General features: G+C 27.7%; 9 protein-coding genes. 5 read left to right on the top strand and 4 right to left on the bottom strand.

Annotated elements, in window-relative coordinates:
- Nucleotides 1–29: 29 nt before the first annotated feature.
- Entirely contained in the window at nucleotides 30–458 is a 429-nt protein-coding gene (locus tag KI686_RS10165) for an FKBP-type peptidyl-prolyl cis-trans isomerase (RefSeq protein WP_237589179.1), read from the bottom strand.
- 574 nt (nucleotides 459–1032) lie between these two features.
- On the opposite strand from KI686_RS10165, the gene KI686_RS10160 reads away from it, so the two are divergent.
- The 4 genes from KI686_RS10160 (at nucleotide 1033) to KI686_RS10145 (ending at nucleotide 7872) form a co-directional block, all read left to right on the top strand.
- Entirely contained in the window at nucleotides 1033–1659 is a 627-nt protein-coding gene (locus tag KI686_RS10160) for a hypothetical protein (protein ID WP_237589178.1), read from the top strand.
- Between the two features lie 86 nt (nucleotides 1660–1745).
- Nucleotides 1746–2828 (top strand): YHYH protein, encoded by a 1083-nt coding sequence (locus KI686_RS10155; RefSeq protein ID WP_237589177.1) that lies wholly within the window; start codon nucleotides 1746–1748, stop codon nucleotides 2826–2828.
- A gap of 175 nt (nucleotides 2829–3003) precedes the next feature.
- Entirely contained in the window at nucleotides 3004–4206 is a 1203-nt protein-coding gene (locus KI686_RS10150; protein WP_237589176.1) for an exonuclease SbcCD subunit D C-terminal domain-containing protein, read from the top strand.
- 12 nt (nucleotides 4207–4218) lie between these two features.
- A complete protein-coding gene (locus KI686_RS10145) occupies nucleotides 4219–7872 on the top strand; it encodes an AAA family ATPase (protein ID WP_237589175.1) in 3654 nt (1217 codons plus the stop codon).
- 59 nt (nucleotides 7873–7931) lie between these two features.
- Here KI686_RS10145 and KI686_RS10140 read toward each other — a convergent pair whose 3' ends face one another.
- From KI686_RS10140 to KI686_RS10130, 3 genes are all read right to left on the bottom strand, one after another.
- A complete protein-coding gene (locus tag KI686_RS10140) occupies nucleotides 7932–8309 on the bottom strand; it encodes a hypothetical protein (protein ID WP_237589174.1) in 378 nt (125 codons plus the stop codon).
- Between the two features lie 37 nt (nucleotides 8310–8346).
- A complete protein-coding gene (locus KI686_RS10135; RefSeq protein WP_237589173.1) occupies nucleotides 8347–9123 on the bottom strand; it encodes a M90 family metallopeptidase in 777 nt (258 codons plus the stop codon).
- A gap of 135 nt (nucleotides 9124–9258) precedes the next feature.
- On the bottom strand, nucleotides 9259–10059 hold the full coding sequence (locus KI686_RS10130) for an SHOCT domain-containing protein (RefSeq protein ID WP_237589172.1): 801 nt from the start codon (nucleotides 10057–10059) through the stop codon (nucleotides 9259–9261).
- 490 nt (nucleotides 10060–10549) lie between these two features.
- Between KI686_RS10130 and eutB the strand changes: the two genes are divergently transcribed.
- Nucleotides 10550–12862, top strand: a complete 2313-nt coding sequence (gene eutB, locus KI686_RS10125) for an ethanolamine ammonia-lyase subunit EutB (protein WP_237589171.1) — start codon at nucleotides 10550–10552, stop codon at nucleotides 12860–12862.
- The last annotated feature ends 48 nt before the right edge of the window (nucleotides 12863–12910 follow it).

The following is a 12910-nucleotide window of genomic DNA, read 5'->3' as shown; positions in this document are numbered from 1 at the left end:
CTGTTTTTATTCTTTTAAAATATAAGAAGTTATTTAATATCAACAACTTCTAAATCAAAAACAAGATCTCTACCTGCTAAAGGATGGTTACCATCTATAACAACACTTTGGTCTTTTACTTCTACAATCATTAAATTCATTTCTTGTCCATCAGGAGATTTAGAAACCAATCCCATACCTACTTTTGGCTCCATATCTTGTGGTAAATTTGCCTTATCTACTTCTTGTATTAAACTTTCATTTACATCACCATATGCATCTTCTTTTGCAATGGTAATCGTCTTTTTCTCATTTAATTTCATATCAATTAAAGCTTGTTCAAAACCAGGTATTAATTGTCCTTGCCCCAAAGTTACTTCTAAAGGCTCTCTTCCATCCGAAGTATCAAAAATTTGTCCATCAGATAATTTACCTGTATAATTTACTTTTACTGTGTTACTCTCTTTTACTTGACTCATATTAAATGTTTCATTTTTTAAAATGCCATTACACAACTTTTATGTAATAACTATTTTATTTTAAATTATAATTTAATAGCCACTAAAACCAAGCCAAACAACTTTTTTAAACCAATAAATAATTATTTTAATAACAAATTAAAAAAGAGAAAGTTGTTTTTATATTATATACCTTACAATAATCGTTTTTTATGATATTAAAAGTTTAAAAATAAACTATAGTAGAATTTCAGCAACTTTGTCAGTAAAATAAAATTATATGACATTTTATCTAGTCAATAAAAAAAAATACAAAAAACAAGTTATAATTTTAAACATTTTATAAACTGTATCTTTGTAAAAGGTCAGAAAAATTTGTAAGTTAATCTAGCTTGCAAGAAATAAAACCTTCCAATAAAATTATTAAGAATAGTAACACAAGTTATTATTATTAAAAGCATCTAATAATACAATCAACAATAAAGTTTTTTCTAGCTTTTTTTACTTCTAGTAAAATCATGATAAATTAATTTTAGTTGAAAATATAATTATCACTTATATAATAATAACAGTAATTTTAAAGATCGTTTAAAAGGTGAATATCAATAATAAAAAAAAAATAAGGCATTGTTTTTTTATCATAATTCTATTAACAAGCAAAATAATATTTGCTCATAATCCAGATTTATCTAATATTCTTATTTCTAAAACCAATAACGGACAAGTTGTTTTACAAATAAATAGTTCTCTAACTGCGTTTCAGCAAGAAGTAAATTTTATAAACGGCGATGGAGCTTATAAATCTCCAGAAGAATTTAGAAACTTGGTTATTAAGCATTTTAGAAACAGCTTTTCTATCATTATAAATAAAAATGATACATTACAATTTACCAATCCTAAAGTTTTTTTAGGGCATGATACTAAGTTTGTTACAGAAATTACTGGGTTACCAGAAAATATAAATAGCATAAAAATAAATAACGAATTCTTTAAAGATATTTACCACAATCAAACTGTTATTTTTTTCTTATTAGATGGTTTTCCTAAACAAAAATATACTTTAAGTACCGATAATAATCATCAATTAAACATCACTTTAGAAGATGGAAATTGGATACATTTAGAAAAAGAAACTAGTATTAATTTAAAACCAATAATCTTTTCATTTGGTTTATTAGTAATCGTTTTAATTATCTATTTTTTAAACAAAAGAAAAAGATAAATCAATAAATAAAATGTAACAGAATCATTAAAATACATTTTATTTTCTTATTTTATAGATTACAAATACTGCCTAAAATATTTAGAATGAAAAAATATCAACTTACAATTTTAATAACCTTGTTAATTGCAACAATTACTTCTTGTAAAAGTGGTAGTGCTAGCTCTAAACAAATATCAGAAGACAAAGTAATTGTTCCTGTAAAAAAAGAAAACTTTTTACCTGCAGGTTTAGCAGAACCTATTTCTGTAGTTAGTAGAACACTTTCTGATGGTACTAAGGCAGATTGTTATAAAATAGTAGTAACAGCAACTCCTACAGACCATGAAATGGGACCTTGGTGTCCAGAAAATATTTCTGATGATTCCTCTGCTGGAGGTATTTGGTTACAAGACGGAGAAGTTTATGATGTAGATGGAGATTTTATTAAAAATTTAGCAACTTTTTATAAAGATGAAACTTGGATGTTGTATGATACAGAAACAGGAAAAATTACAAAAACACAAACAAAACAAGATTGCCAAGAAGCAGCCAACCCTAATGTAGGTGAAGAGTATAAAAATTACTGTGTAGAATGTTTGCCTTCTTATGTAGAAAATATTACGCATACTTATTATATTCCTGTAACTCCTAAAAAAGCTAAATCTGCTTATTCTTTTTCTCGTGGAGGTGGCGGCCCAGGTGCTGGCGGTCCTCCTGACGGACATCAGAGACCAGAAAGACCTGAAAATGGTGAAAGACCAGAGAGACCTGAGAGACCAGAAGGAGGACCTCCAGGAAATAATTCTACAATGCCTTCTAACAGAGGTATTGCATTTAACGGAGTTGTTTTTAATGCTCCTGCTCCAGTAGATAATATTTTAGGCGCTTACACTTTGGCTCCTTTTGATGATGCAGGCGGACATATTAATTTAGCTGAAGGATACCATTATCATGCAGCAACAGGTATTTCTACTAAAATAAAACAAACAGACAATCACGCTGCAATGATTGGTTATGCTTTTGACGGATATGGTATTTATGAAAATACAGATGCAGACGGAAATGAATATACTAATTTAGATGAATCTAGAGGGCATTACGATGATGTAAGAGGTTATCATTACCATGTAGATAAAGCTGGAAATAATAATTTTATAAATGGTTTACGAGGCGAATACGCTTTATAAATTAATCTGATAGTTTTTACTTAAAAAAAGCTCTTGTTATTTAGATAATAAGAGCTTTTTTTATTTTATCACTCATTAACTTTACTAAAAAAAGGTATGCTAGATTGATGAAATTTTGACTAAAAAAGTTAATTTAGCTTTATTAGCTTCGTTATATTTCTACAGAATTTATAAAATGAAAATACTTCATACTGCCGATTGGCATTTAGGACATCGATTACACGAACAATCTCAATTTGAAGAACAAAGTCTGTTTTTAAATTGGTTAGAAAACTGTATAATAGATCAAAAAATAGATGTTTTATTGGTTTCTGGTGATGTTTTTGATACTGGTTCTCCATCCAATCAAAGTTTAGAAATGTATTATAACTTTTTAGTGAAGTTAAAGACAACTAACTGTAAATCTATTGTAATAACTGGTGGAAATCATGATTCTCCAGGAACGTTAAATGCGCCAAAACAAATTTTAAATGCCTTAAATATTTATGTGGTTGGTAAGGCTACAGAAAATATAGAAGATGAAGTCTTTACAATTGATAACAGTAATGAAAAAGTAATTATTGGTGCAGTACCATATTTACGTGATGGAGATATTAGACGTGCTGTTGCTGGCGAAACTTTTGATGAATTAACCGACAAATACAAAACTGCTTTAATCAATCATTATCAATTGGTTGCAGAACAGGCCACAGCAATCAATACAACAAAGTCTCCTATTATTGCTATGGGACATTTATTTGCAACTGGTGGTTCTATATCAGACAGTGAGCAAAATATTTATGTAGGTACTTTAGGGCATATTGGTGCAGAAGACTTCCCTAAAGAATTTGATTATATTGCTTTAGGACATTTACACAGACCACAAATTATTGGTGGAAACGACAAAGTTCGTTATTCTGGTTCTCCAAATATTTTAAGTTTTAGTGAAATTAATTACGATAAAAAAGTAATCGTTTTAACTATTGAAAACAATAAAATAACAAATATTGAAGATGTAATTTTACCCAATTTTAGAAATTTTTATCGCTTAAAAGGAAGCATAAACGAATGTATTAACCAATTTACAAATTGTATTTCTAATGAATACAACTTAATACCTTGGGTAGAAATTGTTTTAAATGAAGAAAATACCATCAATACAGACGAATTAAAAAAATCTGCAGAAAGTTATCCTTTTGAAATCTTAAAAATCTCTCTTAAAAAACAGCGAAAAAATTTAGGAATTGAAGAATTACTAGAAAATACAAAATCAATAAAAGAACTATTGCCTGTTGAAGTTTTTGAAAAAAAATGTGAAGAAATGGGATTTGACATCCAACAAAAACCAGAAATTTGGGATGCTTTTAATGAAATTTTACAAACCGTTAAAAATCAATAAGCGTCTTTTAATATGAGAATTTTAAAGATAGAATTACAAAACATCAATTCATTAAAATCTGAAACTCCTGTTTCTATAGATTTTGAAAATGACAAATTTAAAGACGTTGGTTTATACGCTATTACGGGTTCTACTGGTGCAGGTAAAACTACTATTTTAGACGCTATTACTATTGCTTTGTATCATAATGTGCCTCGCTTTAATAACACAAAAGGTTCTTTATTAAATGTGGTTAGTCACGAAGCTAGCGAATCTTTTAGCAGAATTACTTTTGAAAATGATGGAGTAATTTACGAGTCTTTTTGGAGTATTAGAGTTGCTGATAAAAAGGGCAAAATTTATAAAAATCCGAAAGAAGAAGTGAGTCTTAAAAATTTGACTTCTAATAAAATTTTAGCAACTCAAAAAAGAGATTTAATTACACAAATAAATAACATTACACGTTTAAATTACAATCAGTTTTTACGTTCTGTAATGTTAGCACAAGGAGAATTTGCATCGTTTTTAACAGCTAAAGGTCCTGATAAAGGTAAATTGCTAGAACAAATTACTGGAGAGCAGATTTATAAAAAAATAGGACAAGGTATTTTAGATAGAAAATCCGCAGAAGAAAATAAACTGAAAGAAATTCAGGCTAAAATAAATGCAGAAGATGTTTTAAATGAAGAGACTAAAACGGCTCTAACTGAAAAAGATAAATCTTTAGATGAAACTATTGTAAAAATAGAAAAAGAAATACTATCAACTCAAAAAATTATTGATTGGTATTTAAAAGAAAAAGAGCTGAATGAAGAAGCTGATAGATTGCAGAAGAACTCTAAAAATATTGATGCTTTTGTAGAAAAACATAAAAATGAGCTAGATTTACTTCGTTTAGATGAAAAAGCGTCTCCTTTTAAAGAATTATTGTTAGAATTTAATAGAACTGAAAAAGAAACTTTTGTAAAAGCTTCTGATTTAAAAAAGGTAGAAAATAATTTAATTGAACTAAAACCAAAACTTGAGCTTCAAAAAAAGAAAACAGAATTAGATTCTGAAGTTTTAGATAAAGCAAATAAAACATTTACAGAATGGTTGCCAAAGTTTGATATTATTTCTAAACTAGACAATCAATTAAAAAATAAAATTGAAGACAAGCAGAAAACGTCTTTAAAGCTAACCGATTTAGCTAAAGAAATAAATGTGCTACAGAAAGAAGAACAAAAATTTCTTAAAGAAATAAACAACAATAAAACCAAAATTGAAACTGCAAATACTTTTTTAAAAGAAAATAATGCTTTAAAAGAAGTTCATACACAAATTTCTAATTGGACACAACGCTTAATTACCTTAAAAGGATATAAAAACACGTTACAAGAACACAATAATTTTATTGCTTTTAAAAACAAAGAAATCACAAAAAACACATCAATTTTAAAAGAAGATATTTCTCTTTTTGATAAAAAACAAGCTGAGATTACAAAGCTTGAAAAAGAATATATTGTAATTACAGAAAAATTATCAAAAGATAATATAAATGATCTTTTAGCTCAAGAAAAGGCACTTTTATCAAAAGAAAATAATTGGAAAGAATTTAAAAACCTTTCTGAACAAACAATAAAAGCTACCCAAGAACGAAACACTTTAACAACTGAAAAGAAAACACTTATTACAGATTTAGATCTAATTAAAAAAGAAATAATCACTGTAAAAGAAACCATTAAAAATCAACAAAAATCGGTTGCAGATGCTTCTAAAATATTAGATTTAGAAAGAAGTATTGCTAAATATGAACACGATAGACAGCATTTGGTTGATGGAGAATCTTGTCCTTTATGCGGATCAGAAACACATCCTTTTACCAAAGACTTAAAAAATATTGATATTTCTAAGGCAGAAAAAGATGTAAATAACAGAAAAGATGTTTTAGAAAAATTAATTGACTCTAAAAATGATTTGTATAAAAAAGAAGTACAAAAAAACACTTCTATACAAAGATTAACCAATCAGATTGATAAACTATCTAAAGAGATTTTACAGTTTAATTTAGAAGCTAAAAAGCTAAATATCAATAATGATTTAATTGATTCTACCACAATAAATACTGAATTAAAATCGGTAAAAGAAGATTTAAAATCCGTAGAAGAGATCATTAAAAAAACACAAGAATTACAAGCTCTTAACAATCAATTATCAAATAAAATAAAAGAGCAAAACACCACTATTACCAACTTAAAAACAGCTGTAGCAACACGTAAAGAAACGCTTAAAAACTTAACTAAAGAAATAGATGATAAACAAAAATCAATAGATACTATAACCAAAACTTGTGCTGATTTAGAGACTGATTTAACAAAACAGCTAAACAAATTCAATTACCAATTACCTTCTGTTGAAAACACGAACACGTTTATAGAAAACCTAGAAAAGGCAATACAAAACTATAATAAAACACAAGAAATTTTTAATAAACTTACCGCTCATCAAAATGTTTTAAAAACAAATTTGAGTAACGTAGAAAAACAACAAAAAACTCTTTTAAAAACTAACAAAGAATTACTTGAATCTATAGCCGAATCTGATAAAGTTTTAATCGATTTAAAACAACAAAGAAATACTCTTTTACCCGAAAACATTACTGTTACCGATAAAAGAAATAGTTTGCAAGAAGCAATAAATAAATCAACTCAAAACTTTGATAAAAGCAAAAAAGAATTACAAAATCTATTAGATATAAAAATAGAAAAAGAGGCTTTAAAAATTAAAATAACCAAAGAGAAAAAAGAGGTAGCTGATACTTTTGATAAATTAAAATCGAAATTAAATACTCAAATTTCAAATAGTGATTTTACATCAAAAGAAGATGTTGAAAAAGCTTTATTATCATCCGAAGAAAAATTAAAATATACAGAAAACAAAGAGCGAATAAAAGACAATCAAATAAAATTAAAAGCTTTACAAGAAGCAAATTTAAAAGCAAAAGCACTTTTAAATGATTCTAAAAACTTTGAAATTACACAAACTGAAAGCAAACTTACCTTAGAAACACTTCAACAGAAAAGAAAAGAATGTAACACAGAAAAAGGTAAAATTGCTGAAGCTTTTAGAAAAGACCAAGAAATAAAAAATAGAAATAAAGAAATTTATAAAAAAGTAGAAGCCCAAGAAGCTGTTTGTACAATTTGGCGAGATTTATTTAAAATTATTGGTGGCTCTAAAGATGCTTTTAACGTGTATGTACAGCGTTTAACGCTAAAACATTTATTAGATTTAGCAAACATTCACTTGTACAAATTAAACAAACGCTATTCTTTAAAAATGGAAGAAAATTACAAACCAAAAGAAGAATTGAATTTTAATTTGATTGATCATTATCAAACCGATCAAGAACGTTTGGTAGATACTTCTAGCGGTGGAGAAAAATTTATTATCAGTTTGGCTTTAGCTTTAGGCTTGTCTGATTTGGCAAGTAAAAATGTAAAAATTGATTCTCTTTTTATTGATGAAGGATTTGGAACTTTAGATGGAAATACACTTGAAACGGTAATTTCTACCTTAGAAACTTTACAAGCTCAAGGAAAAATGATTGGTATAATATCTCATGTAGAAAACTTAAAAGAACGCATACCAACACAAATACAAATTACTAAAAAAAGTAACGGGGTTAGTTCTGTTGCAGTTGTTTAAGCATCAATTTATAAAGTAAAATTTCTCTTTTACAAAAAGGTAAACTAACTTATTTAAAGCTAAGATTGTAAAGGAATGTCTGGTAATTTATTTTTAAAACTTGGTGCATTGTCTCTATAAGAAACCATTTTCTTTTTAGAAACCAATACCAATAAATCTTCTGTTAAAGTAAATAAAGTTGCGGTTCTAAAAGATTCTAAAAGTAGTTTTTCTAACTCCACAAATATCTCACTTAAAGTAAGTTGTTTAAATTTATCTTCTGTTGCATAACGGTATTTTAATTCAAAAATTTGTTTTCCTTCCACCAAAAACAAACGTAAATACACATTTAACAAACCTTCACTTTTTCTAATTGGTTTACTTAATGTTAGTTTTACAAACTCATCTTGCATTACACTTTCTTGTAATGCGTCAAAAAAATCTTTAAATTTACTCATGCCACAAAAATAGAAATAACTACCTATAAATTTACATTTACTTCATAAAACATGCTTCTAACATTGCATATAATTCAGGATGTTTTCTTTTAAATAATTTTGGTCTTTCAAAAAAATACTCTCCTGCTACGGCTAAAAATTCAATTTCAGAAGTTCCTCCGTAATTTCTAATATCAGACTTATTTGTGTTGATATCTTCCATTTTTTGATGAACCAATTGCAACCAAGGAATAATGTATTGCTTCTCTAACAAAACAGCCGGAATACCGTCTACTACTCCATCTGCTTTATCTAAAAGATGGATAAACTCATGCACAGCGGTATTCGATTTATCTGTTTTATTATCAAAACCATGATACAAAGCGCGCTTAGACAAAATCATTTGATTTTCAAACCTTCCTGTACCTACTAAACCAGCTATATTTCTGCCTTTAACTTTTGCGTTAAATTGTAAATCTTCATCAAAATAATCAGGATATAATAAAACCGTAGTTAAATTGGTATATTGCCAATTTGGAAATTTAAATACCGGAATTACAGCACTTGCTGCAACCAATAAACTATCAAGTTCTTCTAATTTGCAATGAACAGCTTCAATATTTGTTGTATTTAAAAACTGAACCATTTTTTTACAGAATATTTTTTGATCTTCAGTACTCAAATTTTTATAAAAAAGGATGTTTTTTAACAACAATTGATGCCAATGTTCTGGAACTTCAATTTTATCTAATGATAATGATTTTGCTTTGCTTTTGGGTTTTAAAATGAAATACAAAACAACTAAAATTGAAATGGTAATAAAAATATGTAACATGATATATTTTAAAAAAGGAAAACTACAAAAATATAAGGTTGCATAACAATTAACAGGCAATTTTATGTTGTATTAAAAAATAAAAAAAGCTCAAGAATTAACTTGAGCCTTTACTATTATACAAAGATATTTATTTTACAGTCTACTTAATAAATCTGCTTTTTTATTATCAAACTCTTGTGTAGAAAGAATTCCTTTATCTTTTAAATTTGCTAACTTTTCTATTTTAGAAAAAATATCCTCTTCTAAACCTTGTGTATTATTTACAACCTGTTTAATTGGTTCTGTAACCATAACAGGTTCTTTAGGCGTTTCTATAAAAGAATTTTGCACTTCTGGTTGATGTATTTCTTGTGGTTTATTAAAATTATCCCCACCAGAAACAATCGGCAAGCTATTTAAATTTACAGTACCAAATTGACTTGTAAAAGTAACCGCATAATTACCTCCTTGTTGTTGCCCAACACCACCAATATTATTGTTTAAAGTATCAAAAATTGTTACTTTTCCATTTTCTTGAATTGCCAAACGGTTTATGTTGTTAAAAATAGCATAACTCGTTCCGTTTTGACTACCAGTAGAGTTAGGAAAACCTAAATCTCCCCACCAATTACCAGCAAAACCTCCTTGCTGATTTTCTATTTTTGGTAATGGTTTGTATTGTATTACACCTTGTTGAATAGAGTTAGACAACTCTGCACAAAGACCATCTACAGTATATTTAAGTTGATTGTTAAACATATCTCCAACCATTGTCATACCTCCTTGCATCCATTGTCCACCACCACCTAACTCTGGTATATTAAATTGCGCCATAGAGCCGTTACTATACATTAAACAATGTGTTAAATCTGTAACTGCGTTGGTACTTACTCCGTATCTATTTGCAATGTTTAGCATGTTTTGAAAACTTGCATCTGTGAATATTGCATTCATATTATATATGGGTTTATTTCTTTATTAAATAATTAAATATTGGACTTACAATTTTATTACAAAGGTAGGTTATAGTACTACAAAAAAGATGTTTTTTATTATAGATTTTACTTTTATTTAAAGACATATAATAATGATAATAAACAAGTTAACAATTAACTAATATTCAATTTTAGCATTAAAAATGTAAAAAAAGTTGCTTTCTGTAATCTTTATCAATTAATTAAAAAAATAATACCCACATTATTAAATAATATTACATAAAAGACAAAAAAGAATGTATAAATACGTAATAAAAAGGTGCTATTTTATTATTGATTTACCATCAAAAATGGTATTTAATAATCAAAAATTAACAAAACTGATGTTTTTGTTATTGATTTTTCAACACAAAAAAACTAAATTAGCCTTAAAATCATACCTTTTTAGTATAAGAATGATTAAAAGTTCCTTTTTTAAATAATTTATTACACTTAAACGCACCATTGCTATGACAAGAAAAGACTTTATAAAACAATCTGGAATGTTAGGTTCTGCTCTATTGGTTTTAAATGGATGCAATTTTTTTGATTCAGAAAAAGAGAAAAACTTAATTAAGTTATCTGAAAATCCTATAAAAAAACCTAAAATAGGAGAAGATGTTTTTTCTTATATAAATAGAGAAAAAGGAGCTTTTGATAATACACTTTACAAACAAATTTTAGGTGCAGCTAACGAATTTAAAGAAGGAGATAAAACCCTACAAATTGCCGCAATTGATTCTAAATCTAGAGAAAATGCAAGAACTTTATTAGCTAATACAACACTTAAAGATTTAAATAATCATATTGTATATTCTGATGAACTTTTAAAATTAATTGAGCAATCTATAAAGCCCAATAAAGAAATAGAAACTTGGACGTTACAAGAATTAAAAGATTTTACACTAACCAAGTCAGAAGAAGAAATTAAAGAAATAATGCCTTGTATCAGCAGTGATATTATTGCTTGTCTGGTAAAACTAATGAGTAATGAAGAGCTAATTACTATTGGTAAAAAAGTATTTAATCCGTTACCAAATAGCAAAATAGGTAGCAAAGGTTATATGGGTGCAAGAGTGCAACCAAACTCACCAACAGATAATATAGAAGATATTTCTTGGCAAGTATTTAATGCCTGGTCTTTTGCTGTTGGTGATGTAGTATTGGGTACAAACCCTGTTTCTAGTGATGTAAAATCTGTAGCAAATATAGAAAATGCTTTGTTTGATATTATTTCTACTTTTAATTTAGAAGAAACCATTCCTAATTGTGTGCTTTCGCATGTTGATGTTCAGGCAGAAGTAGAACAACAAGAATTAGCCAATACAGGTATTTGGTTTCAAAGTATTGCGGGTACCGTAAATGCTAACAAAACATTTGATGTAACAATAGAAAAAATGCTGCAATATGCTGCAGAAAGAGATGGCTATTTTGGTTTCTATGCAGAAACAGGTCAAGGTGCAGATTTAACAAACGGACATGCAGAAGGTTTTGATATGGTAATGCACGAAGCTAGAAAATATGGTTTTTTAAGAGTATTAAAACAAAAAATAAACACACTTAAAAAAGATAATAATTCTTGGGTTCATGTAAATGATGTCGCTGGTTTTATTGGTCCAGAAGTTTTTAGAACCAAAGAACAATTAGTACGCTGTTGTTTAGAAGACACTGTAATGGGTAAATTACATGGTTTAACCATTGGCTTAGATATTTGTTCTACTCTGCATATGGATGTAAATTTAGAAGATTTAGATTGGTGTATAGAACAAGTTATGCCTGCAAACCCGGCATATTTAATGGCTTTACCAACTAAAAACGATCCGATGTTAAGCTATTTAACAACCGCTTTTAGCAATCATATTAAAATTAGAGAACAGTTTAAATATAAGGTAAACGATGCAATGTGGAATTTCTTTAAAAAATTAGAAATTATTGATAAAAATGGAAATCCTACAGAACATTTTGGTGATCCTATTTGGGTGTATTCTAAATATTTACAAGCAAAAAATGATAAACGTTCATTAAAAGAAATATACAAAGAAGGTAAAAATGCAATAGCACGTATAGAAAAACGTGGTGTACCAATTGCACAAGGTTACGGAACTAATTATTGGGATTTAAAACCAAAATTGGCTGAAAAAGTACAATATTTATATGATGATGCAAAAGTTAGTTTATGGACAGAAATAGACACTACTTTTATAAAAAAAATACCAACATCTATTGCAATTTCTACCGAATCTAAAGACCGAAAAGATTATGTATATCATCCAGAATCTGGAGAAAAATTAACATTAAACGCTTTAGAAAGAATTAAATCTATTAAAAATAATTGGCAAAAAGAAACTCCAGATGTACAAATAATTATTTCTGATGGATTAAACGCAAGAGCTTTAATGGATGAAGGTCATGTTTTACCTTTTTTAGATGGACTTGTAGACCATTTACAAGAAAAAAAATACATCACAAGTAAACAACATATTGTTGTTAAAAACGGTCGTGTTAGGGCAGGTTATGCGTGTGGAGAAGTACTTTTTGAAAATAAAACAACAGAAAAAAATCATGCAGTTATTCATATAATTGGTGAAAGACCAGGTTCTGGTCATCATAATTTTTCTGCCTACTTAACCGTTGCTTCTTCTTCTGTTTGGAGTACTAAAGGTAGTGTAGACCATAACATATCTAGAGTAGTATCTGGTATTTCTGATACTTCTTTAAATTTAAAGGATGCTATTTTAGATACAACAAAAATTTTAGACGAACTTTTTACCAATCAGCAATAAAATTAAGAAACACAAAAAAGGCTCAAGTTATTATTCTTGAGCCTTTTT

The organism is Polaribacter sargassicola (genome assembly GCF_021991835.1).
Taxonomy (GTDB): domain Bacteria; phylum Bacteroidota; class Bacteroidia; order Flavobacteriales; family Flavobacteriaceae; genus Polaribacter; species Polaribacter sargassicola.
Note: the sequence above shows the minus strand (reverse complement) of the source record. Positions and strands in the feature narration are given on the sequence as shown.

Coding starts and splice junctions, on each gene's coding strand:
- KI686_RS10165 (WP_237589179.1), bottom strand. CDS start 458: ATGAGTCAAGTAAAAGAGAGTAACACAGTAAAAGTAAATTATACAGGT.
- KI686_RS10155 (WP_237589177.1), top strand. CDS start 1,746: ATGAAAAAATATCAACTTACAATTTTAATAACCTTGTTAATTGCAACA.
- KI686_RS10150 (WP_237589176.1), top strand. CDS start 3,004: ATGAAAATACTTCATACTGCCGATTGGCATTTAGGACATCGATTACAC.
- KI686_RS10145 (WP_237589175.1), top strand. CDS start 4,219: ATGAGAATTTTAAAGATAGAATTACAAAACATCAATTCATTAAAATCT.
- KI686_RS10140 (WP_237589174.1), bottom strand. CDS start 8,309: ATGAGTAAATTTAAAGATTTTTTTGACGCATTACAAGAAAGTGTAATG.
- KI686_RS10135 (WP_237589173.1), bottom strand. CDS start 9,123: ATGTTACATATTTTTATTACCATTTCAATTTTAGTTGTTTTGTATTTC.
- KI686_RS10130 (WP_237589172.1), bottom strand. CDS start 10,059: ATGAATGCAATATTCACAGATGCAAGTTTTCAAAACATGCTAAACATT.
- eutB (WP_237589171.1), top strand. CDS start 10,550: ATGACAAGAAAAGACTTTATAAAACAATCTGGAATGTTAGGTTCTGCT.